Origin of the sequence: Novipirellula herctigrandis, assembly GCA_007859835.1 — a bacterium.
GTDB lineage: Bacteria > Planctomycetota > Planctomycetia > Pirellulales > Pirellulaceae > Novipirellula_A > Novipirellula_A herctigrandis.
The window spans coordinates 3,130,887-3,156,857 of record SJPJ01000001.1 but is presented as its reverse complement, the minus strand read 5'-3'; the positions used below and the strand labels follow the sequence as shown (position 1 = coordinate 3,156,857).

General features: G+C 52.4%; 24 protein-coding genes. 17 read left to right on the top strand and 7 right to left on the bottom strand.

Features of this window, described 5'->3' with window-relative positions; genetic code table 11:
• Positions 1-104: 104 nt before the first annotated feature.
• From CA13_RS11610 to CA13_RS11545, 14 genes are all read left to right on the top strand, one after another.
• Complete coding sequence (locus CA13_RS11610; protein WP_419194211.1) at positions 105-1,781, top strand: hypothetical protein; 1,677 nt, start codon at positions 105-107, stop codon at positions 1,779-1,781.
• Complete coding sequence (locus CA13_RS11605) at positions 1,778-3,721, top strand: MutS family DNA mismatch repair protein (protein ID WP_146396670.1); 1,944 nt, start codon at positions 1,778-1,780, stop codon at positions 3,719-3,721. Before CA13_RS11610 ends, CA13_RS11605 begins: the two co-directional genes overlap by 4 nt.
• A gap of 337 nt (positions 3,722-4,058) precedes the next feature.
• Positions 4,059-4,880, top strand: coding sequence for a DeoR/GlpR family DNA-binding transcription regulator (locus CA13_RS11600; RefSeq protein WP_146403610.1), 822 nt, complete (start codon positions 4,059-4,061; stop codon positions 4,878-4,880).
• Between the two features lies 1 nt (position 4,881).
• A complete protein-coding gene (gene pduL / locus CA13_RS11595; RefSeq protein ID WP_146396667.1) occupies positions 4,882-5,613 on the top strand; it encodes a phosphate propanoyltransferase in 732 nt (243 codons plus the stop codon).
• 83 nt (positions 5,614-5,696) lie between these two features.
• Positions 5,697-5,996, top strand: coding sequence for a BMC domain-containing protein (locus tag CA13_RS11590; protein ID WP_146396664.1), 300 nt, complete (start codon positions 5,697-5,699; stop codon positions 5,994-5,996).
• A 64-nt stretch (positions 5,997-6,060) separates the two neighbouring features.
• Positions 6,061-6,330: a BMC domain-containing protein gene (locus CA13_RS11585; RefSeq protein WP_146396661.1), complete on the top strand. Its 270-nt coding sequence runs from the start codon at positions 6,061-6,063 to the stop codon at positions 6,328-6,330.
• 86 nt (positions 6,331-6,416) lie between these two features.
• Complete coding sequence (locus CA13_RS11580) at positions 6,417-7,598, top strand: acetate/propionate family kinase (protein WP_146396658.1); 1,182 nt, start codon at positions 6,417-6,419, stop codon at positions 7,596-7,598.
• 38 nt (positions 7,599-7,636) lie between these two features.
• Complete coding sequence (locus tag CA13_RS11575) at positions 7,637-7,948, top strand: EutN/CcmL family microcompartment protein (protein ID WP_146396655.1); 312 nt, start codon at positions 7,637-7,639, stop codon at positions 7,946-7,948.
• A gap of 2 nt (positions 7,949-7,950) precedes the next feature.
• Positions 7,951-9,420, top strand: a complete 1,470-nt coding sequence (locus CA13_RS11570) for an aldehyde dehydrogenase family protein (protein ID WP_146396652.1) — start codon at positions 7,951-7,953, stop codon at positions 9,418-9,420.
• Between the two features lie 5 nt (positions 9,421-9,425).
• Entirely contained in the window at positions 9,426-9,680 is a 255-nt protein-coding gene (locus CA13_RS11565; protein ID WP_146396649.1) for a EutN/CcmL family microcompartment protein, read from the top strand.
• A gap of 7 nt (positions 9,681-9,687) precedes the next feature.
• Positions 9,688-10,293, top strand: coding sequence for a hypothetical protein (locus CA13_RS11560; protein WP_146396644.1), 606 nt, complete (start codon positions 9,688-9,690; stop codon positions 10,291-10,293).
• The gene (locus tag CA13_RS11555; RefSeq protein ID WP_146396641.1) at positions 10,290-10,571 is read left to right on the top strand and encodes a EutN/CcmL family microcompartment protein; all 282 of its coding nucleotides are present in this window, start codon (positions 10,290-10,292) and stop codon (positions 10,569-10,571) included. The genes CA13_RS11560 and CA13_RS11555 overlap by 4 nt, the downstream gene beginning before the upstream one ends.
• Before the next feature lie 32 nt (positions 10,572-10,603).
• Positions 10,604-11,494 carry a class II aldolase/adducin family protein gene (locus CA13_RS11550; RefSeq protein WP_146396638.1) on the top strand — a complete coding sequence of 297 codons (891 nt, stop codon included), beginning with the start codon at positions 10,604-10,606 and terminating at the stop codon, positions 11,492-11,494.
• A 79-nt stretch (positions 11,495-11,573) separates the two neighbouring features.
• Positions 11,574-12,509 (top strand): lactate/malate dehydrogenase family protein, encoded by a 936-nt coding sequence (locus CA13_RS11545; protein WP_146396635.1) that lies wholly within the window; start codon positions 11,574-11,576, stop codon positions 12,507-12,509.
• A 101-nt stretch (positions 12,510-12,610) separates the two neighbouring features.
• Here CA13_RS11545 and CA13_RS11540 read toward each other — a convergent pair whose 3' ends face one another.
• The gene (locus tag CA13_RS11540) at positions 12,611-15,055 is read right to left on the bottom strand and encodes a hypothetical protein (protein WP_146396631.1); all 2,445 of its coding nucleotides are present in this window, start codon (positions 15,053-15,055) and stop codon (positions 12,611-12,613) included.
• 74 nt (positions 15,056-15,129) lie between these two features.
• On the opposite strand from CA13_RS11540, the gene CA13_RS35005 reads away from it, so the two are divergent.
• Together CA13_RS35005 and CA13_RS11535 are read left to right on the top strand one after the other, a co-directional pair.
• Complete coding sequence (locus CA13_RS35005; RefSeq protein ID WP_419194210.1) at positions 15,130-15,300, top strand: hypothetical protein; 171 nt, start codon at positions 15,130-15,132, stop codon at positions 15,298-15,300.
• A 69-nt stretch (positions 15,301-15,369) separates the two neighbouring features.
• Positions 15,370-16,356 (top strand): hypothetical protein, encoded by a 987-nt coding sequence (locus CA13_RS11535; protein ID WP_146396628.1) that lies wholly within the window; start codon positions 15,370-15,372, stop codon positions 16,354-16,356.
• Between the two features lie 154 nt (positions 16,357-16,510).
• Here the strand turns inward: CA13_RS11535 and CA13_RS11530 are convergent, their stop codons facing one another.
• The 4 genes from CA13_RS11530 to CA13_RS11515 form a co-directional block, all read right to left on the bottom strand.
• Positions 16,511-17,761, bottom strand: a complete 1,251-nt coding sequence (locus tag CA13_RS11530; protein WP_146396625.1) for a M16 family metallopeptidase — start codon at positions 17,759-17,761, stop codon at positions 16,511-16,513.
• Positions 17,762-17,868: 107 nt separating this feature from the next.
• Positions 17,869-19,116: a M16 family metallopeptidase gene (locus CA13_RS11525; protein WP_419194209.1), complete on the bottom strand. Its 1,248-nt coding sequence runs from the start codon at positions 19,114-19,116 to the stop codon at positions 17,869-17,871.
• A gap of 50 nt (positions 19,117-19,166) precedes the next feature.
• The gene (miaB, locus tag CA13_RS11520) at positions 19,167-20,588 is read right to left on the bottom strand and encodes a tRNA (N6-isopentenyl adenosine(37)-C2)-methylthiotransferase MiaB (RefSeq protein ID WP_146396623.1); all 1,422 of its coding nucleotides are present in this window, start codon (positions 20,586-20,588) and stop codon (positions 19,167-19,169) included.
• Positions 20,589-20,599: 11 nt separating this feature from the next.
• Positions 20,600-20,950: a hypothetical protein gene (locus CA13_RS11515; protein ID WP_419194208.1), complete on the bottom strand. Its 351-nt coding sequence runs from the start codon at positions 20,948-20,950 to the stop codon at positions 20,600-20,602.
• Between the two features lie 324 nt (positions 20,951-21,274).
• On the opposite strand from CA13_RS11515, the gene CA13_RS11510 reads away from it, so the two are divergent.
• On the top strand, positions 21,275-23,659 hold the full coding sequence (locus CA13_RS11510) for a diguanylate cyclase (RefSeq protein ID WP_419194207.1): 2,385 nt from the start codon (positions 21,275-21,277) through the stop codon (positions 23,657-23,659).
• A 42-nt stretch (positions 23,660-23,701) separates the two neighbouring features.
• On the opposite strand, the gene CA13_RS11505 is transcribed toward CA13_RS11510, so the two are convergent.
• The gene (locus CA13_RS11505) at positions 23,702-24,730 is read right to left on the bottom strand and encodes a D-alanine--D-alanine ligase family protein (RefSeq protein WP_146396617.1); all 1,029 of its coding nucleotides are present in this window, start codon (positions 24,728-24,730) and stop codon (positions 23,702-23,704) included.
• Positions 24,731-24,775: 45 nt separating this feature from the next.
• Entirely contained in the window at positions 24,776-25,789 is a 1,014-nt protein-coding gene (locus CA13_RS11500; RefSeq protein WP_419194206.1) for a putative zinc-binding metallopeptidase, read from the bottom strand.
• Positions 25,790-25,971: the final 182 nt, after the last annotated feature.

Sequence of the window (25,971 nt, the reverse complement as noted above, 5' to 3'; positions counted from 1 at the left end):
GTGCTTTTCAGTGAACGCGAATCACCGTATCCTATAGCGTGTGTTTTTTCCCTTTTTTCTCAAGTGGCGTGAAAGCGAGCGGCAACGAACGTTGCTTTTAGTTGATGAGCGAAATTCTGCTCTATTACAAACGTCCTGACCCAACCACTTGGGTTTACTTGTCGTCGTTTCTTACGATCGGCTTGTTCTTTGTCTTTCATCGTTTTTGGAGCATTCGCAATCTCGACATCATCCTCTTGATCTTGCTCGCGCCTGGATTGTTGATGGTCCATGAAGGTTGGCGCCGCCAGATCGACGAGATCGAATCGGAAGTCGTCGCCCAACGGCACCCCGAACCGGTGTTCCCTGACACCTCGCCACCACAAGACACGAATGAGAATGCGTCGGGTGAGAATAATGCCCCGATACCTAATCCGCTTAGCAGCGATGCGGCGTTGGGTGAATCGACACACGATTCAACGGTCCAACAATCCGAAATGTTTGTTTCGTTGTTGGGGATGATTCCGCAAGAGATCGGGCTTTCCCAAGAGCAAAAAATCGGGGCCGATTTGCCCGATACCGAAGGTTCAATACCGGTGGCAAATGCGAATCCTGGGGGCGATCACGATGATTCCCAACCGCACCGAACGGCGGTCGACCCGCAATCGATTCGCCGATTCGGATTCATCTATTTGTTCTTTGTCCAATTCTTGATTCTGATTCGCTTACTGCTCGACCCGTTAATGGTCCGCCGGCCACAACTCGATCCAAACTTAACGAGCGGTGGGTTGACCTTTATCGGCGTTTCGTTGTTCATCTTCATGATGGCCAATATTGTCTATAGCACTCCACGAATCCAAATCGAACAGGGACCCAAATTGGGGCCCGGTTATGCCTTGATGAACATGTTGCCGGCCATTCCGACTCGGCCCGTCACCGATGCTTTGGCTGCTGGGTCGCCAACCGAAGAAGCAAAGCTTTCCGAATCGCAAGCACATTTAGCAACCCTTGCGAAAGTGTTAGCGATTTTTGCCCACGGGGCGATTGTCGTTGGCATCGTTCTGATTGGAAACTGGCACTTTAGCAACATGAAAGCCGGTGTAGGCTGCGCGACGCTTTACTTGATGCTGCCTTATACCGCCCAGATGACTGGCCGAGTCGACCATGCGCTCCCTGCTGCGTTGCTGCTTTGGGCCGTCCTTTCGTATCGCAAACCGTTGCTGGCGGGCATCTTTTTTGGACTCGCATCAGGGCTCGTCTACTATCCGCTATTCCTGTTGCCGCTATGGATCAGTTTCTATTGGCGCCGCGGCGTATGGCGGTTTGTTCTTGGCGTCGGCGCGATGCTAGGTCTGTTGATGATTCTGCTTTCCTTTGCCGGTACCGAATCGATTATTGATCATTTGCGAGCGATGTTTGGTCTGTTCTTGCCTGAGCGAAAAGCAGACAACCTTGGCGGGATTTGGGGGCTTGGTTGGAACCCCATCTGGCGATTGCCGGTGATTGTTGCTTTTGTGATTCTCTGTTCGTTTTTGGCCGCGTGGCCGGCACAAAAGAATCTTGGCACGCTGATTGGTTGCTCTGCTGCCGTGATGGTGGGAGCCCAATTTTGGCATGGTTACGGTGGCGGCTTGTACATCGCATGGTTCCTGCCGCTTCTGCTGCTGACGATTTTCCGTCCCAACTTACAAGATCGGATTGCCACGAAAGTGGTTTCAGATACATCCATTTTGCCGTTTCGAAGATCGCCGATTGTACCGTCTTCGATTGCCCCCTCGCCAATTGAAGGTGAACCCGCTTGATCGACTCCAATGCCAATTCACCCACGGACGTCGGCAGCTCAAGCGAAGCCCACTCACGATATCGCTCACACCTTGCACGGATTGAAACGGATCGCGGCGAACTGAAACGACGTGATCGCACGTTTGGAACGATCCGCGTTGCGTTGTTCCTTTTGGCCCTCGTTTTTTTTGTCGTGGGTTATGCGGGCGACCTCCCTGCGGCAGGACCGATTGGATGGGTCACTTTTGCAGGTTTTATCTTGGCGGTCATCCTCAACGAACCACTTCGCGACCGTCTCGAATCGCTTCGCCGTGAACGATCCGTTGTTCGGCGTTTGATCGCGAGAGTCGAGCGAGATTGGGATCGATTGGCAACCGCCACGTTGTCTCGGAAACTTGCTGAGGTTGATCTTTCCGAAGATCAGCGTGACGTCGCGGGCGACTTGGATTTGCTTGGCAAGGCATCGCTATTCCATTTGGTATCGATGACCGCAACGACCCCAGGCATCCGTACGTTGGCATCCTGGTTAACCGGCGGTGCAATCGCTGCGGAGGCCACCCAACGGACTCGAGCAATCGATGCATTGGCCCCGCTTCGTGACGAACGTCTGCGATTTTACATGCTCTCACGAAAGGTCGCCGAAAGTAGCGGCGATCCCGATCGATTTGCCCAATGGGCGTCGGGGGATCGTTGGCTCGAGTCGCGAGCTTGGCTTTCCATATGGTCGAACGTCTCCGCCATCGCAGCGAGTGTCTTTGTGATTGGAATCGCTGGAGGTGCGTTGCACATGATTGCTGGGGACCTAGCCAGGGCAAGTTTGATGGGACTGGTCGCTTTGGGGTTTATCAACCTGATTGTCACCAGTGTCGTGCTAGGTCCAGCACATGGCATTTTTTCAATCGCAATGGCTAGCCGTAGCGCCGTGGCCGACTATGCCGAATTGTTTACCGCAGCGGATTGGTTGCCGACCGATTCGGGGCATAGTTCTGTGTCAATGCTTGGTCAAATTCGCAATACATTGCTTTCCGGTGAACGTTCCGCTGCCGAAGGAATGCGGGCGTTGCAAAAGGTTGCATCCGCAGGAGGGCTTCGTCAATCGGCCGCAACGTTCCTGCTGTATTTGCCCCTGCAAGCGTTTGGGTTATGGGATGTGCGGGTGCTTGGTCGACTTGAGCAATGGCAATCGCAATATGGTGATGCCGTCACAGGTTGGTTCGAGGCACTCGGCCAATTCGAAGCCCTTGTTTCGCTCGCAGCCGTGCGAGATGAAAATCCAAATTGGACGAAGCCTGATTGGCAACCGGTCAGTGAAGGTCATGCAAACCTAATCGCCACGGCGATCGGTCATCCGCTGCTTGGCGATGAAGTCCGCGTTGCCAATGACGTTTCGGTCGGTCCATCAGGGACGCTATTATTGGTCACGGGAAGCAATATGTCTGGCAAAAGCACGATGCTTCGCAGTATTGGCTTGAATGTTGCGCTCGCGGGTACGGGAGCCCCCGTTTGTGCCGAGGCCTTTTCGCTTCCCTCAATGGAATTGGCCACCAGTATCCGAGTTAGCGACAACCTGAGTGAGGGTGTGTCGTTTTACATGGCGGAATTGCATCAGCTCAAACAAGTGGTCGACCACGCACGCCGGTTGTCAACAAAGCCTGATCGTGTGCTGCTATTTTTGCTTGATGAGATTCTTCAGGGTACCAATAGTCGCGAACGCCAAATCGCGGTGGTTCAAGTGCTTCGCCATCTAGTGAATTTGAATGCGATCGGTGCGATTAGCACACATGATTTGGAACTGGCCGATGAGCCGGAGCTGAGTGCGATCGCCCAAACGGTGCATTTCCGCGAAACGATCATCAAAGATGACGCGGGCAACGACACGATGACGTTCGACTACAAGATGCGCCATGGCGTCTCCCCCACGACCAATGCCCTGCGGCTTCTCGAAATGGTCGGTCTGTAAGTATCAGGCTTTTCTCCAATGGTGCCCGTTTATAAAGCGGGTATCCATTCAATATGGCAATCGAACAATATGCAATCGAAGCCTTTTCGCGATTCCTGCCTGCGCACCGAGAACCACGCGATTGGACCCCGTGCTCTTTGCTAGGATGGGTACGGGTGAACACTTGGGTGACTGGTTTCTTTCATATTTAGCTCGATAATTGATTAAAATCTTCCAAAAATGAGTGTTTGCGATTGCTTTCTTCCAAAAATGACGGAAAACTATCATTATTGGAATTTGTGTGACTTAGGTAAATTCGGGGTTCGTTGGTGGGGAAACCACCGGCAATGATGAAATGGTGAAGACCAAATCGCGTCGCGAACGACTTCGAAGCCTGATCCAAACGCGTGGTTTTGTGGCGCTTGGCGAATTAGCCGAGTCGCTCCAAGTTAGCGAATCAACGATCCGGCGAGATTTAGAGCAATTGGAACATTCCGGCGACGCCCGCCGAACGCACGGGGGCGTTTTTTGGACCGGTAGTCCGTCGACGATGCGTGTGTTCGGTAATCGCCGTGACACGATGTGGGCAGCGAAAAGTTCGATTGGGCGAATCGCATCGGAATTGGTTGAAGATCACGACACGATTCTACTCGACGGCGGTAGTACGACATACGAATTGGCACGCCACTTGGTCAAACGACCGTTGCAAGTGGTGACGAACAGTTTGCCAGTCGCGCATTTGCTCAGTTCGAGTGAGTCGATCGATTTGATCATGATCGGAGGAAGTGTTCGTGGGCGGACTGCCGTTGCAATCGGTCCGATGGCGGACACTATGCTCCGCACGTTGAGTGTAGGAAAGCTATTTTTGTCCGTCGCGGGAATTACTGAGCGAGGTTGTTTTAACAGCGACATGATGTTGGTGGAAAGCGAAAAGGCGATGATCGCTGCCGCTGATCAAGTGATTGTTGTGAGCGACAGCAATAAGTTCGGAAAAGTCAGCTTGAGTCGGATTTGCGGATTGGGTGATGTGAACGCCCTCGTCACCGACTCAGGTATCCATTCTGAGTGGAAACAGCGATTGGAAACGGCAGGGGTCGGACTAGTCTTGGCAAAGGTCCCCGATGCGTCCAATCGAGAACAGCCAACCAAACCAGAACAGAAAACAAGAGACCAAAACTAAGATGACGCAAACTATTGACCGCAGTCAAATCGAAGCACTCGTGCGTAATGTGATTCGCGGAACGCGTGACGCGGCACCCGCGAAGGTTGCCGACTCGCTTTCGGGTTTTAGCCCTCCAGGATGGGTCGACGGCCAACCAAATTTGCGAGTGAGTATTTCCGCTCGGCACGTGCATTTAACCGATGAGCATGTGGAAATGCTCTTTGGTGCAGGCAGCAAACTTGAACCGGACAAAGATCTTTACCAAGACGGATTTTATGCGGCTAAGCAAACGGTCATGGTTGTTGGTCCTCGTCGGCGAATGCTGCCCAATGTGCGAGTCCTAGGGCCGACACGTCCCTTTAGCCAGGTTGAGTTGGCGTTAACCGATTCGATTTCGCTCGGTATTGATGCACCGGTTCGCCACAGTGGTCACATTCATGACACCCCTGGTTGTGTCCTGGTGGGGCCTGCCGGGACGGTGAAGCTTGATCATGGAGTGATTCGAGCCGCCCGTCACGTTCACATGAATTTCGCTGACGCCGATCACTACGGCGTTAAGAACAGCGAGAAAATGCAATTGGTGGTCAAGAGCAAAGAGTGCGGCGTCATTTTTGAGGACGTTTTGGTCCGAGCAGACAAAGACGCCAAGCTTGAAGTTCACATCGACACTGATGAAGGCAACGCATGTAACTTAGAAGCCGCGACGGAGATTCTCCTTCGCAAAGACTCATGCGGCTGCAAGAAAAAGTAGAAACCAACGGAAGCTCCTTGTGAGTTCCAGATAGCAAAATTTTGAATTCTCTCTTTTCCCTCTTTCCCTAAGGCAAAAATCCTATGGCAAAAGTAAGTGAAGCGCTCGGCATGATCGAAACGAAGGGCTTTATCGCTCTCGTGGAAGCTTCCGATGCAATGATGAAGGCCGCCAACGTCCAGTTCCTTGGTTGGGACAAAGTTGGCAGCGGACTGGTTAGCGCGTTTGTGACCGGTGACGTTGCTGCTGTCAAAGCAGCGACCGATGCAGGTGCTGCGGCTGCGGGTCGTCTCGGCGAAGTGATGTCGGTGCAAGTGATCCCACGACCTCACGACGACCTCGGCAAGGTTCTCAAAGTCGCTGCAGCGGCAGCAAAGAAATAAGCTGTTTCTCCCCTCCGAGTTCGAACTACCTCGATTACAACTTTTTTAATAGAAGATTTTTACTATGAACGATGCAATTGGTTTGATTGAAACCAAAGGATTGTTGGCACTGGTCGAAGCAACTGACGCGATGGCGAAGGCTGCGAATGTTCAAATCGTGAAGCGAGTCGACATTGGCGGCGCTTACGTAACAACGATTGTCAGCGGAGACGTCGGAAGCGTTCGTGCTGCGGTCGAAGCGGGCGCTAATGCGGCGGCCCAAGTCGGTGAACTTGTGGGAAGCCACATCATTGCACGGCCTGCTGAAGGTTTGTCACCTGCTTTTTTGGCATAACGCCGATTTCCGCTCCGGCGGATGTCACTCGTGATGATGCTGAAAAACAAACGGATTCCACGACTCAAACCCCAAGCGAAAACGACGTGCTTGTTCTCGTAGCCAACCTCGGTTCGACCAGCTTTAAGTATCGGTTATTCGACATGACGGATGAACGCTGCTTGGCGCGCGGTTCAGTCGAGAGGATTGGAGATGCGGAAAGCAAATGCAAGGCGACGATTGGCGATTGGTCCGATGAGCGAACGATGTCGATCCCGGATCATGGGGTCGCGGTTGAGGCTTGCTTGGCCCAGTTAACCGATCCTGAGCATGGTGTGATCCGTGATGCCTCGGAAGTAGCCGCGATCGGATTTAAAGCGGTTCATGGAGGACGGTTGTCGGGCGTTTTTCGTATCGACGACAATGTGCTTGAAGCGATGGCGGAAATGAATGCCGCCGCGCCAGCGCACAACCCGCCTTACATTGCCGCGATGAAAGCGATGCAGAGTCGATTTGATTTGCCACTTGTTGCGGCATTCGAAACCGATTTCCATCAAACGATTCCCAAGGCCCGCAAGGAATATGCGATCCCTCGGAAATTTGCCGATGAGTTCCACATTCGCAAATGGGGATTCCATGGTGCAAGCCATCGGTACATCGCCACGCGAAGTGCAGAAATGCTTGGACGTGATGATGCACGCGTGATCTCGTGTCACCTCGGTGGCAGTAGTTCCCTTACCGCGATTCACAACGGCGAAAGCGTGATGACAACCATGGGGATGACGCCGCAAACGGGGTTGCCGCAAAACAACCGTGTCGGTGACTTCGACCCATTCGCATTACCGCTGATCATGGAACGAACCGGGAAGACGCTCGATGAAACCCTTTCGCTGTTGGCGAGCCAAGGGGGACTATTGGGATTAAGTAACCGTAGTGGTGACATCCGTGATTTGCGTGAAGCCGCGGAAGCGGGTGATGCAAATTGCCAACTGGCTCTTGATGTGTTCGTCGAAGAGATTCGTCGACATCTCGGAGGCATGATGGTGGCTCTGGGGGGGCTCGATGCAATTGTCTTTACGGCGGGGATCGGCGAAAACGATGCACCGATTCGTGAAGCGGTTTGTGCGAATTTGGAAGAGTTTGGCATTGTGGTCGATTCGGCAGCGAATCAAGCATTGCAGGGTGAAGCTTCTTTCCATGACGACGTTAGTCGTGTGCAGTTGTGGGTCATTCCGACGAATGAGGAGATCGTAGTCGCTCGCCAAACCGTGTCTGTGTTGCAGAGTTAGGTCCTTAACCGTTACGCCAAAGAACAGCAGGCAAGCACATGTTTATCGCTCGAGTCACCGGATCGGTCGTCAGCACTCAAAAGGTGCAAACGATGACTGGCCATAAATTACTTGTTGTTGAGCCATATCGGCTCGACAACGTCCAGCGCCAATCGCTCGAATCAACCGGACGCACCTTTGTCGCCGTCGACACGATCGGTGCTGGCGAAGGCGAATACGTTTTGATTACGCAAGGAAGCAGCGCACGATTGACACCGGAAACGAAAAGTCTACCAATCGACGCAGTCATTATCGGAATCGTCGACACCGTACACATCGATAAAACCAGCGTATACAACCGAAATAATTAACCATGCAATTTGATGAATCTCTAATTCGTAGCGTTGTCGCCCAGGTTTTGGCCGAAGTGGGCCCACCTCCGTCGACGCCCAATGTTGACCCTAGTTGTGGTTGCCCGCTTCCAAGTGGTAACGCTGCATCGGCGTCGGACGCCGGTGGTCAATTTGGCATTTTCTATGATGCACCATCGGCTGTGGCTGCAGCTCGCAAAGCATTCGAAGAACTTCGCACGCGGACGATCGAAGAACGCAAAAAGATCATCAGCATTATTCGAAGTATTGCAATCGAAAATTGCGAAGAGCTTGGTTTGATGGAAATGCATGAAACCAAGATCGGGCGTCCAGCTCATAAAATAGAAAAACTGAAAACGCTTGGTGAGCTATCTCCCGGTGTCGAGTTCCTACAGTCACAGTGTTTCAGTGGTGACTACGGCTTGGCCGTGATCGAACGCGCCCCATTTGGTGTGATCGCAGCCATCACGCCATCGACGCACAGTTTACCGACCCTAACGGGCAACGCCGTCAGCATGATTGCAGGTGGAAATTCAGTTGTATGCAACCCGCATCCATCCGGTAAGAAAGTCGCTGTCGAAGGTGCTCGCCGATATAATCAAGCCATTTTTGAAGAAACGGGGATCGACAACTTAATCTGTGTGATCGCAGAACCAACGCTTGAAAGTGCTGATCAATTGTTCGCCGATCGCAATGTCGCGTTGATTTGTGTCACGGGCGGTCCCGCCGTAGGGCGTGCGGCGCTACGAAGTGGTAAACGAGCGATCGTCGCTGGTCCAGGCAACCCGCCGGTTGTGGTGGATGAAACCGCCGACCTCGACAATGCTGCACGTTGTATCATCCAAGGCGCAGCGTACGACAACAACTTGTTGTGTATCGCCGAAAAGGAAGTCTTCGTCGTCGAAAGTGTCTTTGATAAAATGATGACGGCAATGAAACGAGCTGGCGCGGTTCAGCTCAATTGCGAACAAATTGCGACTTTGACCAGCAAAGCCATCGATCAGGTGGGCGACGATAAACATGATGCGGCAGCAAAGGATTTTATCGGAAAAGACGCTAAGGTGCTTGCCGAGGCAGCGGGTGTTGCCGTCCCCGATGATTGCGAATTGATTTTCGGAGAAACCGACGAAAGCCATCCATTCGTTTCAGTCGAACAGATGATGCCATTCGTTCCGTTCGTTCGTGCTCGTGATGTGGACCACGCCATTGCAATGGCAAAAGAAGCTGAGCATGGTTTCCGGCACACTGCAATCATCCACTCACGCAATGTCAGCAACATGACCAAAATGGGCCGCGAGCTGGACACGACTTTGTATATCAAGAACGGACCCTGCATGGCGGGACTCGGACTCGGCGGAGAAGGTTACTTGTCGTTTTCGATCGCTGGGCCAACGGGTGAAGGTGTTACAAGTCCAGCCACTTTCACTCGCGAACGCCGCTGCAGTATGGTCGGCGAGTTACGAGTAGTTTAACCAATATGCAATCAGCCATTGTCCTCGGGTCAGCTCGCGCCACCATCAAGCATGAAAGCTTATCGGGCCAGCGTTTGGTGGTGATCCAACCGATCGGAATCGATGATGCACCAGACGGGCCACCCCTGATTGCCGTCGATGGCGTGGGGTGCAGAAAAGGTGACCGAATCATCGCAACGAGTGATGGGTCATACGCACGAGAAGTTACCAACCACACGAACACCCCGGCACGATGGAGTGTCGTTGGGATCATTGACTAACCAAATCATGAATCACCACGAAACCTTATCGCAGATCGACCCGGCCTTTGTGGCTCGGATTGTCCGTGATGTGGTTGCGCGAGTGAAGCAGGCAAACGCAAAACCGGCAGAGCTAGACGAAACCGCTGTGGAAAAGCTAATCACGGTCGCTTCGGTTGAACAAACCATCGCGGCTGGCAAGAAGGAAATTAGGATTGGAAGCAAAGCGATTGTAACACCTGCGGCACGCGACGAAGCAAAGCATGCCGGTGTCACGATCGTACGGACCGCCGGTCTGTGCACTAACGAAAACGCAGCCATCACAAAAACAAACCAATTCCAAGTCGCTGACACGCAAAATGCAGGACGAGACGTCCTGTTGTCGGAGCAGCTTGCCCGACGCAATGTCATCGGTTCGGCAACGATCGTGGTCAGCGATACGCCGGCTGCGGACGTCTATCGGCTTTGCTGTGAACAGCGCCGAGCAGTGATGGTTGCCGATGTCGCCTCGGTCGGCCGATTTGAAGCGGAACTGTCACCGGATATTTGGGTGCTCGACATGGCGAAATTGAATTTGATCGCTGCCGTGAACGTCGCGGCCCAGATTTTGAGACGGAACAAAGCAAACTCATGAAAATGGCTCGCACGATCGGCACTGTCACCTTGTCGCGATTCCATCCTTCGATGGGGGCGTCAAAGTTGCGCTGTGTTGAAATCGTCGAGTCAATCGACAAACTTGACACCTGTCCGATGGGTGGTGAAACGGTTGTCGCCTGGGATTTGTGCGGCACCGGCATGGGCGACTTAGTCGCGCTTGCAGAAGGCCCCGAAGCAGCACAGCCGTTTGCACCGGAAACGAAAGTCATCGACGCCACGATTGTTGCGTTAATCGACAATGTGGATCTTACATAAATCAACTAACCAATTTTAGAGGAAAGGGAATCATGCAGAATCTACATAAAATCAAACAAGAGATGTGCGACATCGGTCGTCGTATCTACAACCGCCAATTCGCCGCTGCTAATGATGGTAACATCACGGTCCGAGTAAGCGACAACGAGTTGCTATGCACACCGACGCTCCACTGCAAAGGCTTCCTTAAGCCCGATGATATTTCCCTTGTCGATATGACTGGGAAACAACTATCCGGTAGCAAACCGCGAAGTAGCGAAGCACTGCTGCACATTGAAATCTTCAAACAACGTCCCGATGTCAAGAGTGTCGTTCATTGTCATCCGCCCCATGCCACCGCATTCGCGATCGCTCGCGAAGCTATCCCGCAATGCGTTTTGCCGGAAGTGGAAGTGTTTCTTGGTGACGTGCCGATCACGCAATACGAGACGCCCGGCGGCCAAGCGTTTGCGGATACGATTTTGCCGTTTGTAGAGAAAACGAACGTCATTGTTTTGGCAAACCACGGGACGGTTAGTTACGGTGAAACGGTTGAGAAAGCCTATTGGTGGACAGAGATTCTCGATGCGTATTGCCGTATGTTGATGCTCGCAAAGCAACTCGGCAACGTCTCCTATTTGGGGCACGACAAGTCGCAAGAGTTGTTAGATTTGAAGCAGAAGTGGGGTTACAATGATCCACGCAATACGCCGGAGTACAAGAATTGCGACATCTGTGCGAATGATATCTTTCGACCATCGTGGGCCGATGCTGAAGTCGATCGTCGCGCGTTCCCCTCACCGCCCAGTCCAAACGCAGCGCCAACACCGAGTGCTCCCGAGAGTAACGGTGCTTCTACAGCGAATGCCGGCGGCATCAATGAAGAACAATTGGTCAAACTAATCACGGATGAAGTGGTCCGCCAAATGCAAAAGCAAGCGTAGCGAACGACGCATTGCTGTTCGGGGCGAGCAAACATATTCACCGTACGACAACTCTCTAAGAAGACAAACAATCGATTTCATGAAAGTATCAATTATTGGTGGTGGCGGACTCGTGGGTTCGTGTGCTGCTTTTGCTCTGCAATGCGGCGGTTTGACTCGTGAGATTGCGTTGTTAGATGTCAACCAAGAATTGGCGGTTGGCCAAGCCCTCGATTTACAGCATGGTGGTCCCAGCGTGGCTGACCAGACAATCGTCGGCGGTGGGTACGAGCACATTCCTGATAGCGACGTGATCTGTATCACTGCGGGACTTCGTCGCAAGCCTGACGAATCGCGGTTAGACCTGATCAATCGCAATACGGATTTGTTCGTGCAAATCCTTCAAGACATCAAAGCGGCCGGGCCAAAATCATCAGCGATCGTTTTGGTTGTCAGCAATCCTGTCGATATTTTGACCTATGTTGCCGCGAAGATGCTTGATTTGCCAGTGGACCAAATCATCGGGTTGGGAACACAACTCGATTCAATCCGGTTCTGCTCGCTGATTGCAGAACACCTGAATGCTCCTCCGACGCAAACGCGAGCATTGATTCTAGGCGAGCATGGCGAGTCAATGGTTCCGATTTGGAGCAGCGCGACCGTAGGTGGCTTGCCACTCGACAAGTTTTCAGGATGGAATCATGGCGTCGCGAACAAAATCTTCACTCGTACCCGTGGGAGCGGTGCAGAGGTGATCAAACGCAAAGGTGGCGCTGGTTTTGCCGTCGGGATTGCGATTCGCGATTGCATCGACGCGATAGCCCTTGACCGTCGCTGTATCTTGCCGGTGAGTTCGGTCCAGAGTGGATGTTATGGGATTCGTGATGTCGCTTTATCGGTCCCTACGGTCGTCGGTCGAACGGGGATTATGCAGCGAATTGAGCTCGATTTGTGGCCAAAAGAAATTCAAGGAATTCGGGCAAGCGGGTCTGCTCTAAGAAATACGCTTAATATGGTAATGGACCGGATTAAGTAGTCTAGAATCAAACCACAAACGCGATTCTAGCTCTATCGAATGTCTCGGGACGGGGTGATCAGGGTTAGTTGAGAAACGCGTGTAACGGCTGCGAATTCTTGTTACCTGTCACTCCTTCCCGGGACATTCACGGTGTTCCCGGGACATTCACGGTGTTCCAAAGGCGTCCACGGTACGGTTCCATCGTCGTACCAGGACTTTCCATGGATTGCGCAAGGTGTTCCTTCATCCGCCAATGCAATGCCAGTTCGGGTTGCAAGCGATTGGCAAAATGCAAGCACCTTCTTCTGCGTTGATTCCAAGGTTTTGGCATGGTCGCCGCTGGTGGCCAAGTACAACCGATAGCCCACCAGTCCAAAGTCGCTGCTGATAGCCAACAGCTTTCGTCCCACCATCCGATTTTGACTATCCAGTAGCACGAGCAATTGCTTGTTCGCGTCGAGGAAGTTGGGGACGACCGATTCGCAATAGATGCCACCGCGAAGGTCAAGACAGCTGTCAAATGGACGCCCCATCCACAAAACATGTTCTGCCAATGATGTAATCCCGATCGTCATCGGTTGGGCTGTCTCCTTGCCATCTTCGACCCAAGGGAGATTGATCGGCATCGATACAGGTTGGAGCCATTGCCCGACATCGACGTTGGATCGAGATGCCGTCTGAATCCATTGGGCATTGGCTTGGCCGATTGTTTTGTACCCTGTCTTTTTTCCGAAAGAAGCTCGAAGTCCAACGAGCAATAATTGGCGACTTGATTCGGGCAGCGTTGCGAATAGCTTGATAAGCTCAGCGGCTTTTTCGTGGCTGGAAAAGACTTGTTCGGAGGCGCCGAGTTTTCGCAAACACTCTCGGCGACGCTGGATTGTCCACTTTCGTGATGTCGTGTGTGATGCTTCGAGGGCAGCGACTTCGATGCGTTTGCGCAGTGGTTTTAGTGCCGGCAGTTTTGGCGCCGTTTGATGGCGCAAATATTCCAGACGAGCCTTGGATCGCTCGGTAAGTTGTTGAGCTTGCTCACAGGCTTCAAGGTACTGCAGTTCCTGTTGCCATTTTTCTTTTCGCTCAAGTCGCTGGCGAATTTGCTTGGGCCATTTGGTTTTCTCACGGCCGATGCGTCGAAAAACAAGTAGCGAATGGGCCACTCGTTTCGTTCGATGATCAGTGCGACACAGGGGGTTAATGTCAAGCGAATATTTTCGAGTGGCCCCATCGAGCGAACCGAGCCATCCAGACCATCGCTGCGACAGTCCCTTATCAAGACTTGCTAGATCGTGGATTTCGGACAGCAATCCGCTCCACGCGTCAACGCTTTCTTTGCTCCAAATCGAACGTGGCCATTGCTTGGCCCATTTACACCAAGCCCTATAGACAAGCGATTCTTGTTGGTCGTAACGACCCATCGATTGCCCCGTAATCCGGCGAGCTTTTTCCTGAATCTCGCTTCGTCGTGAACGAGGGCTAAGGTCATAGTAGTAGCCGCCCTGCAATCGTTTGAGCAGCTTTGGCATCGGTAGCCGGCTTCGGGCGATGTCGTACCAGCAATGAGTAGGAATTTCTTTGAACGTTTCGCAAACAGCAATCAATTTGGATTGTTGGTTCTCGGACAGGCCACCGATGACGCGAAAGAATCGATCAACGTGTTCGATCTTCCCATCCTCAAGCCAAGAATGAATCAGCCGCTCCGAAGATCGATTTGCGGTTTTGAGCGTGACCCAACATGCCAATGCCGCAGGTATGCAATGCTCGGTCGTATGCTCGACCAATTCCATCTTTTGGGTGATTGACTTGCGAAGTCGCTTGCCCCATTTCTTAGCCGTACGCCCCCCGTTCGTCAAATCGGGATACGTTGTGTCAATATCTAAGTGATAAGGGCTTTGAGCCAATTCAATGGCGTGCACGAAAACTCCGTGAGCTCGTTCTGCACGCTCGAATATTGAATACTTTGTTCGATCCTGGATGAATTGATCCAGCAAGGCAACACTTCGTCGGGCGTGATTCCACCATGTGGGGCGTTGCAACGTTTGGTGCAGTGATTCCATCCCCGCACGCCACTGAGTGATTGCCTGATCCCCGCCGAGCCATTGAACAAGTGGTCCCCACGGACTCGCGTTAGGCGATGTGTCCCAGCAGAGCAATTCCCACGCTCCGTTTTTCTGCGAATTGGTTTGCGAGTGCTCGAGATACGTTCGAAGTTGTCCGAGACGTTCGAGGCATTGCTCAGCCGTTAGCGAAGTAAGGCGATTCCATTCGCGACGTGCCATCGTGCAAACAGCACTAATCGCAAGATGCAACTCTTGGTTTGTCACACGCACCAAAGCCCCCGTTGGCACAGGAGACAAGCTGTTGGAGAAGTTTCGCGGTTTGCCTGATTTGCTCCAACGCAGCATCATGCGGTACAATCGATGCGCGTCGACCAACCGAGTTGCTGCATAGATATTGCCGTTGGAAGAGCGAACTAAACGTCCACACAACAACTCGATCAGTTTCGCACCACGTGGTTGTACGGGCGTCGGTTTTCGGATCGGTTCATATGTTGGTTTCATCATCCACATGGGACACGGAATCGGCGACCGGGTTCGCACGTTCGGTTTCACCGAAGAATTGAGTAGAGGATTTTTAAATGCCAGAGACCACTCCTGATGCTCCGGTGAAAGAGCCAGAGACGATTCCCCATCCACAAAAACCACGCCCGCAAACGCCGCAAAAACCAGAGCCATTTGAACCCGCGTGGCCCAAAACACGTCCTGAACCACAACCCAAAGCGGGTGTTGAGACGATTGTCAATTTTTAGCGTTGCCATTTGCAGCGGGAAACGTAACGGAAGCTGGCTCGCGAAATTTTCAGAAGCCGATGCATCACCATGACGCCATTGGAAGCCCAAATCAACAAGCGATTAACGTTGAATCTGTTGATTCAGGGTGCAGCTGCGCATGCCTTTGTCTCTGCTAGCCATTTGGTGCGTGATGAATTGGAAAGGATTCGCCCTGGTCTGACGGAATTGTATGACCGTTTTGCGATCAGTGGCCAATTGAACTATTGCATCGGTGATAACGCACTGTTTTTTGGTCGACCGAACCGGTGGTGGGGGCTCTCAGAGTCAAGTCAGAAACCCCTTCGCAACCATCGGCTGCTCGACAAATACGGCAATCAATTGGTGATCGAAGAGACCGCACATCTGCGAACACTGGCAAAGACAAAAAATGTCATCGGAGTTCCGTTTCTTCATTGGCTGCAATTTATGCCAATGGTTTTCCAAGTGTTGCGAGTCGAAAAAGGGCATGAACATGAGTTGACGGAGCTCGCGATCAAGACCGTCTCGGAGATCTGGGATATCCCCCAAGCACGACTCGACGGTTCGCTCACGCGTGAAACCGCGTTTGGGAATTTACACACCCCCAAAACCGCCCTTGGTCGAATTGCTCGCAATGGCGTGCTCGGATATGGTGGCGTCGAACTTCGAGGCGATCGATTTTTCGTCGTTGCGAAGGCGTGGGTCTATCCGCTTTTGGTTCATGAATTGGTGAAAGGAACGGTCGAGTTGATCTGTTTGCATGGGCTCAATGAACTCGATGATGCTACCTACGATGCCGTGACACGCGAGGCCGACCAGCTTGAGTACGAAGCATGGCTATTGCAGGCGGGACCGGCAATGTGGCGCAAGTTTATCGCCGTCACGCCGCGTGATATTTCGCTCGCCCATACCATTATGCATGTTGCGAGATTGAACCCCAAGCCGCTTGAAGAATTGATGATGCAAGTCATCGAGTCGCCTGATCACGCTCGTGACAATCTTGCTGAACTGATCCGGTCGAAAGAAAACGCCGCGAACGAAGCCGATGAGTTGTAAGCCTCGTCTCGGCATGGGCTCTGTGGCGTCAAAACCAGCCGTAACGCGTTTGCATCCGGTTTGCTTTGCGAGACGTGTACGTCGATTCGATATCAGCTATTTCCATACTCATCGACTGCACGAATTACTGGTACGAGCATGGCCACCGGTGAAATTATGCTTCCACGCTGGTTGCCGACGCGATGACTTGGGTTGGCGATTCCAATAAATATTCCTTCGCAACTCGACCAATCATCTGTTCGTCGATCGATTTGAATCGTTCGAGCAGTTCGTCGGTGCTGACGTAATTTTGTTGCGTCAAATAGCGGCTGCCGACACTAAACAATCGATTGCTTGGCCGTTCGCTTTGCATAATGCATCTGGCCATTGCTTTGTTCTTGGCTTGCTCGAGCTCTTCGGTGGTCACACCGTCGTTGGCGGTTCGCGTCATCACGCCTTCCATCAACTTCGCGTTGGATTTTAGTTTCTCCGGTTCACAAACGAGATAACTAAACCACGCTCCGCTATCGGCGAATTCTTGAGGCCAGGCGGTCGCCGTTTCGGCTCGGCCGGTATCGATCAATTCCCAAAACAATCGACTGCCACCTTCGTCGCCAAGAATTGAAGCGAGGATGCGCGAAGCATAGCGATCCTCACTGGCCATGCTTGGGCCACGATGGATGCGGACCAAGTAGGCTTGCGAGGCATCTTCGATTTCCAAATTCGCATCAATCGCGATTCCCTCGGGAAGCGAGCTTGGATCGTCTGATGGTGGTGCCGCAGGTTTGGGACGATCTGGCCATGATTGGGTCAATGTTTCCAACGATGCAATCAATCCATCGAAGTCGACATTGCCAGTCGCCGCCATAACTATGTTCTCAGGGCGATAGCGGCGATTAAAAAAATCTTGCATCGCTTCCACACGCATCGACTCGATCGACTCTTTTGTGCCGAGCACACGACGGCCCAAGCCGCGTGGCCCATAGTAGATTTCCATCACTCGTTCAAAGGCACCAAACGGTGGTTGGTCCTCGTATTTGGCGATCTCTTCCAAAATCACTTGCCGTTCGGTATCAAAATCGTCTTTGGCAAGACTGGGGCTGAGCATGTCGGTGAGCAGATCCACCAGGCGATCTTGGAACTTTGGTAACACCGTCGCGTAGTAAACCGTCTGCTCCTCGCTCGTATAGGCGTTGCTGTTTCCACCGAGTTCATCGAGTTGGCGATTGACATCTGCCGCAGTCCGGGTCGCGGTGCCCTTGAACATCATGTGTTCGAGAAAATGACTTAGCCCCGATTCCCTGTCGGTTTCATTTCTTGCGCCGGCGTGAACAAAATAGCCAATTGCTGTTGAATAGCATCGATGGTCAATTTCCGCTGCAACGCGAAGCCCGTTTGAAAGTGTGTGCGTTCTAAATTGTGCCATAGTGTCGTTGGATAGGGTTTGACTTTTAGCCGGATGGACTTGGAACCGCTTGGACTTTTAGCCGAATGGACTTGGAGCCGAATGTGCGAGTGGTGCAATGGACTCACTTACGCTTTGAGCGGATCAGGGCCGAGCGTGACGATTCGAAAATCTTTCGGTTGATGCGAATTCCAATAGTCGGCAATTTCCGACAGCGTCAACGATTCGATGATATTCTCTAATTCGACCATGCTATAGACGCGTCCAATTTGAAAAAAGTCCGATACGATTGACGAGGATCGCGACGCGCTCGATTCCTGCTCCATGATCAGATTGCTTTGGATTCGTACTTTCCATCGATCGAGTTCATCGACGGTCAAATCTTCGGTGAGGCGAGCGAATTCGCCAAGCGTGACGTCAAGCGTTTGCTGAGCCCGTTCGGGGGTCGTCCCTGCGTAACCGAACACCGCGCCCACTTTTTCGAGTGATTGGCAACCGGCCGATACCGTGTAGCAAAGGCCGCGTTGTTCGCGAACGCGGTCGAACAATCGGCTACTCATGCCATCACTCAGGATGCCGACAGCCGCACGCATTTTAAAATAGTCCGGGTGGCCAAAGGGAATCGCGTTAAACGAAAAACCGATGTGGGTTTGGCTCGATGGGGATTCGATGTGTTCGTACGATGGCTTACCTGTCATTTCAGCCGCAGGAACGACTTGGCCCATTTTCCAGTCCCCAAATTGTTCCGCAGCCCACGAGAACACATCGTCGGGGTTTAGTTTTCCTGCGACGGCTAAGATTGCACCACCCGCGTGGTAGTGCTCGGTGTAGAACTCTCGGACATCGTCTTGCGTGATCGCCATGATGCTCGGTTGCGTGCCTTGTTGGCTTCGTCCGAGTCGTTCGCCATATTGCAATTTACGTAGCCGAAGCATGACCCGTTGTGTCGGTTCATCTTCGATTGCACGCAATTCTTGCATCGCCATTAACCGCGCGTCTTCGAGTTGGTCGCTGGGTAAGTGGGGTCGACGTACAATGTCCGCGTAGATGGCGAGTGCCGGTTGCAAGGATTCGGCTGGCATCGCTGCGCCGAAGGAAACCGTCGAGGTCGCGACATTCGAAGACCGGTCCATGCCAAGGTTGTCTTGGACGGCAACCAAGTCACGGCTGCTGTACTCGCCGGCTCCACGTTCGACCATTTCGCAAACCATGGATGCCAAACCGGCATTGGACTGGGATTCGGCGTTGACGCCGCCGCGAAGGCATAGCGAAAACGCGGCAGTTCGCAACCATGGCATCGATTGGACCGCGACGACGATGCCATTATCAAGTGTTCGGATGCGGATGTCTTCGGTAGTAGAAGTCGTTGTACTCAATGTTGTTAATCCAGGGGGAATCGCTTTGAAGCTAATCGGTTGCTCAGGAATTAACTGAGCGCAGGGGCACCGATCGAGACGACGTCAACGGTTTGGACGCGTCCAATTAGCGTGTGGCAACTAGCGTCATCCACTTTCACGTTCAAAAATTGGCCTGCTTGGCGACGATTGCCGTCAAATGCAACGATGCGATCGCATTTCGTTCGCCCGGTCATTTGAACGACATGTGCATTGGGATCTGATTTTTTACCCACTTTGCTGGGGCCTTCGACGAGAACTTCGACGACGCTGCCGACCATTTTCAGGTTGTCTTCTTTGGCAAGCCGGTCTTGAACTTCGAGCAGTTCGTTATTGCGGCGCAGTTTGACTTCGCGTGGCACGTCGTCGGGGTATCGCTTCGCAGCGGTCGTCCCAGGACGCTCGCTGTATTGGAAGATAAAGCTGTTCTTGAAGCGGCATCGCTCAACCAAGCGAACCGACATTTGGAACTCTTCTTCGGTCTCACCACAAAAGCCTACGATGAAGTCGCTACTGACGGATGCTTCGGGCAAGATTCGCTCTATTCGCTCGAACATTTCCATGTAATCGCCGACCGTGTAGCCGCGTTTCATGCGTTTGAGCACTGCATCGCTGCCACTTTGTAGTGGCACATGCAGGTAGGGCGAACACTTTGGTAGATCACGTACGGTCGTCAACAATCGCTCGGTCATATCCTTGGGATAGTTGGTGACAAATTTGATTCGATCGATGCCGTCGATTTCATGTAGCTGTTCAAGCAGCCCGGAAAAGTCGGTCGTGCGATCGTCTTGCTTGAACCGATAGCTGTTGACGGTTTGGCCAAGAAGCGTAATTTCGCGGCATCCTTGTTCGGCCAAAATGCGAGCTTCCGAGATCACTTGTTCTGGTGGACGCCCTTGTTCGGGGCCTCGTGTGTTCGGGACGACGCAGTAAGTACAGAACTTGTCGCAACCGATTTGGATTCTTAAGTACGCTTGGAACGGTGTTGGTCGCATCGCGGGATCCCGCAGAGGATCGAAGGTCTCGTGGCTCCTCGCGATCACCGTTTGGGATCCGTCGGTGCGCGACAGCGAAACGGCCATTTGCCGACCTTCACCTTTTTCGATCTTCTGCAGTAGATTCGGAATCGTGTGCAATTGGCCTGGGCCGACGACCAAATCGACATAGGGAGCTCGCTTGAAAACGATCTCTTGATCCTTCTGGGCCATGCATCCCATCACGCCGATCGTCTTTTGTGGATTCCGTTCTTTGGCTTGACGCAATTTCCCAAGCGAGCTGTAGACCTTTTCTTCGGCGTGTTCGCGGATGCTGCATGTGTTGTACAACACGCAGTCAGCATTCTTGGGGGAATCGACGACCGAGTAGCCATGGCGTTTTAGGTCGGCGATGACCATCTCGCTGTCCAGTACGTTCATCTGGCAGCCAACGGTATGAATATAGACTCGTTTTGACATGCGTCGCTTGCTTAGGAAGAGGAGTTTTCGTGGGAGGATTCGGTTTCGCTATCCGATTGGATCGATGCCGTCTCCTCGGCAAGTGTTGGCCCCGTTTTCATTTTCGACCGCTCGGCTTCATCGTGCCGTGAAACGAATCCCTTCAACGCGTCGGTCAGTGCCGATCGGCGGCGATTGAGTGCGGAAAACAGTAGAATTGCAGCAAACGCCGAGAAGACCAACCACAACAGGCTGGTTGGCGAAAAGATCAATTGGCTGGTTTGGGCAATCATGCCCCTAGGATACCCGCACAGGGGTGGATTGCGGTAGTCATCTTTGGAAACGTGTGGGAAGTAAGTTCTGGTACCAATTTTGGGCTTCATCCGGTCTGAACGGTATCCGCAAAGCGTAAGACAGAACGCCCTAAATGCCCCCAGAAGGCTGGGGCAAAAAATTCTCCCTGCCGATCTCCTAATCGGGAGAACCCGAACAATCCGTAGCATCGACGTTTCTTTCTCAATCACGCTGGTTTATCGGTTCCTTTGCCGCCGCCACGAGATTAGTGGTGATCAACAATTCTGCGGAGCCCCTATCTATAGGTGGGGTGCGCTGTTTTCGTCTTGATTGCCCCAGAAAGCGAACCGCCGGTTTTGTTAAGAGAGTTCATCGCATCGTTGAGATTAGCCTTCGCACTTGTGTGCGTGGGCGTGAGTCTCATATTGGGTGGACAGTGGCTCGGATTAATTCCCGATGCGGACCAAATCAAGTCTCAGGGTCGGCAATCGTTGTGTGAATCGATCGCGATTAATGCGTCGGCTCATGTTCGCCACCAACAATGGGTCGATCTGACCACCATTCTGCGTACTCAAGTGGATCGCAACGAGGATCTGCTTTCCATTGGTCTCCGCAGCGACATGGGAACGCTCCGGCTCGACACCGGTCATCATGCGGAAATGTGGACAACGGAATCCGCCCCCGAACCTCGTGTCGAGGTGGTCCATGTTCCCATCACGCTCAACCGCCGTTTATGGGGAAACGTGGAATTTTGTTTCCAGCGTCCCGAACAATCGGCGTTGACGCCGCTTACCGAACATTCGATCTATCGCCTCGTCGGCTTTTTTGTGATCGCCGGATTGGCCTCCTATACGCTGTTTGTTGCCCGGATCATGGGCGTATTTAGCAAAACGCAAGTGGTCCCGGATCGCGTCCGGCAAGCACTCGACACGCTTGCCGAAGGCTTGTTGGTTCTCGACGAAAAAGGTCGTATTGTGTTGGCCAATCGTGCGTTCGCCGAAACCGTTGGAATGGCCTCCGAGGACCTTGCCTTTAAGACCGCGTCGGAATTAGCGTGGTCATCGCTTGAGGCCAACGAGACCGATCCGACTTATCCATGGATGAATGCGATCGAAGACGGTCAATTACAGAGCGAACAAATGTTGCGTTATCGTTTGTCCGATGGACGTAGCCGAATTTTCTCTGTCAACGCGGCCCCCCTCGGTGGCGAAGATCAACATCGTGGGGCACTGGCCACCTTCCGCGACGTAACGCATGTGGAAGAGCATCGTGAAGAACTCGAAAAAATGCTCGGAATGCTTCGCAGCAGTCGCGACGAAATTGAACGGAAGAACGGCGAACTCGAAATTCTGGCGACACAAGACGCATTAACAGGATGCTTGAACCGACGCGCATTCTTCGAACGGTTCGACAAGTTATGGAATCAATCGAAGGCGGATCATACGCCACTTGCTTGTGTCATGATCGATAACGACCATTTCAAAAACGTCAATGACACCTATGGACACCATATTGGTGACGAGGTGTTGCGTCGTGTATCAAAGACCATTCGTGAAATGCACGAAAACCATGGCTTGGTTTGTCGTTATGGCGGCGAAGAGTTCTGTGTCGTTTTACCGGGACTGAGCCTGCGTCAGGCTCTTGCTGAAGCGGAACGAACACGCGCAGCGATCGCAGGGATCACGTTTGAAGACCCTAAAGAATTGCGATTAACGGCTAGCCTTGGGGTTTCCGAAATGCGGTTTGACGCTGCCGACACGCAAGAGCTAATCAACCAAGCCGACGCCTGTTTGTATGTTGCAAAACGCGAGGGACGAAACCGTGTCATCTCATACAATGTCAATATGGCGAACGTTACTGAAGAAACAGAAAAAGAAGAAAAAGAAAAGAAGACGAAACGGCTGGAGATATCCTACCAAGCGGTTACCGCACTGATGTCTGCGTTGTCCTACCGCGATGCGAAGACCGCTGAACATAGTCGCCGCGTCGCCGATTTGTGTGCTCGCGTTGCCGCAAACCAATTCGATCCTGCCAAAATCTATCTACTCGAAATCGCGGCACTGCTTCACGACATTGGCAAGATCGGAGTCCCCGACAATATTCTGCTCAAACCCGGTGCGTTAACCGAGCAAGAATGGGAGGTGATGGATCGACACGATCGAATCGGTGTCGAAATCGTTACTGGTGCATTCGATTGTACGGAACTAACGAATATCATTGCGACCCATCAGAAACTGGGCCGAAAGCGGACCGCTGATGTTTCTGATATGCCGACCGACGAGTATACACTTTGGTGTGCGAAAATCTTGACGATCGCGGATAGCTATGACGCGATGTTCTCGGATACGGTGTACCGCAGAGGTCGTTCACACGCCGAAGCGATTGCCGAACTACGACGCTGCGCGGGAACCCAATTTGACGCTGATTTAGTAGAGCGATTTACGGCGGTAATTGATGAGCGCGCACCATTGGTAGCATCGGGTGCATTCGCTCTGGGCAAACAGGCGGCCATTCAAATTGGGCTCGACGTCGAACGATTGGCTGAGGCGGTCGAGAAACAAGATCTCGAAGGGCTTAAGCTGCATGTTGAATGCCTCGCAAAAACCGCTAACAGTGTTGGGGTCGATTCCATCGTTCGGGTTGCAAACCAAATCCAATCGTTCGCTTGCAGCGAGGAGATGCAGTGGAAGGCACTGTTGAGCGAGACCCACGAACTGCTCGATGTCGCCCGCGCCGCCCAATCCGATTTTCTACGAGAGTCGTTAGAGCTCGAGAACCACATTTCGTTTACCGAGTAACGCAGCACAGGTTTGTCAACCTTGCGCCCAGCAGCGGAACGACTAGCTCAACATCCAGGCAGCTTTATAACGCAATCCATGGTTCAAGATTTTTTGCAGCAGCATCTCATAAGTGATCCCGATCGTTTCCGCGGATTCGGAGAAGTCCTCGCCGTATTCAATATTTGGATTGGCGTTCGCTTCGATCACGAAAATCTCACCCTGGTCGGTCATCCGTAAATCCATTCTCGCATAGCCACTCATGTTGAGTGCTCGGTAGACACGCTTGCACAGCTTCGAAATCTTTTGCTCGGTCTGTTTGTCCAAACCTTTTGCTAGGCAGGTCGTAATGCCATGTTTCTCTTGGTACTTATGATTCCACTTGACTTGGCGAGTGGCAATTCTAGCAATGTCTTCTGGTAAACTACCAAAGTCCATCTCCCAAGCGGGAAACGTTTGTAGACGCTTGTTTCCGATGACGCCCACATACAGCTCGCGGCCTTCGACATACTGCTCAGCAATCACGTCGTCTTTCGTTTTCTCATGCAAGAACCGGACACGTTCCGCAAGTGCGTCATCATCGTGCACGATGGACGCTTGGGCGATTCCAAACGAAGCGTCTTCGATCACCGACTTAACAAATAGCGGAAACGACAGCTTCTTTGGTCGATGCACCGTCCGACCATACGGAAACACGGCGAAACGAGGCGTCGGAATCCGGTGATACGTCAGTACCTTTTTCGATAACGCCTTGTCTTTGCTGAGCAGCAACCCTCGTGGGTTGCATCCGGTATAGGGTTGTTGCATTAATTCCAAGTAACTAATGATCGCAAAGTCATAGGTCACCACGCCATGGAATTCCTCTAACATCATGAACGTGATATCAGGTTGGAATTCACCGAGGGCCGCCCGTATCGGAGCCAAGTCATCATAGACGCCTAATGGCAACACCTCATGGCCGAGAATCCGCAATGTCTCGCAGACATCGAACTCCGCCTTCCAATTGTCCAGCTCTTTTTCGGCAACCCCTTCAAGCGTCAATGGCGGAACATGGCCATCGCGTACTAAAACCATCACACGCAACGCGTTCATCGTCCGACTCCAACTCGTCCGATTCCAACATGAAACGCTAAAAACTTACATTGCAACACGGTGTCGCCCTTGGTGCAAAAAGTTGGTCGTTCGGACAGCCACTAAAATCATCGAATCCCGCTTCGCCTCTTCGGCCGAGCAAATCAGACGTAGGTTCAATTCGCGACATCGTTCGATCATTTCTTGGATCACTTGGTCAATCGTGTATGAGTACTCGCCCGTCCATCGCGCGACCGCAGTTCGCAACTCGTTCCGAATTCTGCTCAAAAACGCGGCCGCGGATTGATTCCGTCGATGTTCGAGTTCAGCAGAGAACAATTTCCGCAAATCAGCATCGTAGATGCTAGGATATTCGACGCCGTAATGCTCGCGTTTTCGTTGGTAGTGGGTTCGCAGCGTTTTTCGCAATCGATTCAGCGGGTCAACTTTTCGGCGACTCGTAACGATCGGTCGTTTTCCCTGAATCGACTTCATGAACTCATCCACGAACTCAAGTTTTTCGATCGCTGGCCAATCGCGGTAACGTGTCCGCCAACGCGATCCCGGTCGAAGCCATACCGCAAACGTCTCGGCAAAATCTTCAAGCGGATGCGCCTGAGCATACCACATATCGAGATGCAATACATAGTCTCGGCTCGACGGCGTTGGCTGATAAAATTCCCGATATGGCTTCGATGGCCGCCCAAAAAGCTTGTGGTAACGGGCTTTTCGGCGGATCCGGAATGCGGTGTCGATGGCATGGCCCGCCTCATGTCGCAGGATTTTCATGCACCACGGCTGGGTCCCACCTTCGACTTCCATCAATTGTTTTCGCTCCAGCCGCATCAGCCGCGAATGAGCCAAATAGAACGGAATTGCGATTCCCGGGATGTCGTCCGGCGAATACCAATCGTCGCTGAGCCAGCAATGAGGCCGGAATTTCAGCCCGCGAGTCGCAAGTTCATCGCTAAGTTGCTCAATTCGTGCGTGCAGCGGCGTCGACTCAATCGTCAAATTCAAGTCGCACATTCGCATGTCGAGCAATTGATCGTCGGTCGTCTTGGACAAATCAGAAGGCATCGATGTCTTGTTTTTTGGCTTTCGCTTTGTCATGTCGTCGTGGTGGACACGAGAAGAGGAATCTAAAAAGTTTAACAAGGACGTTGCGTTAGTCTATTCAACTTGCCAAATTTGTTACCCCTGAAACAGTCGTCTTCGTGAAAAAAGTACATCCTCGCAAACTGAGTTCGCAAGATCAAAGC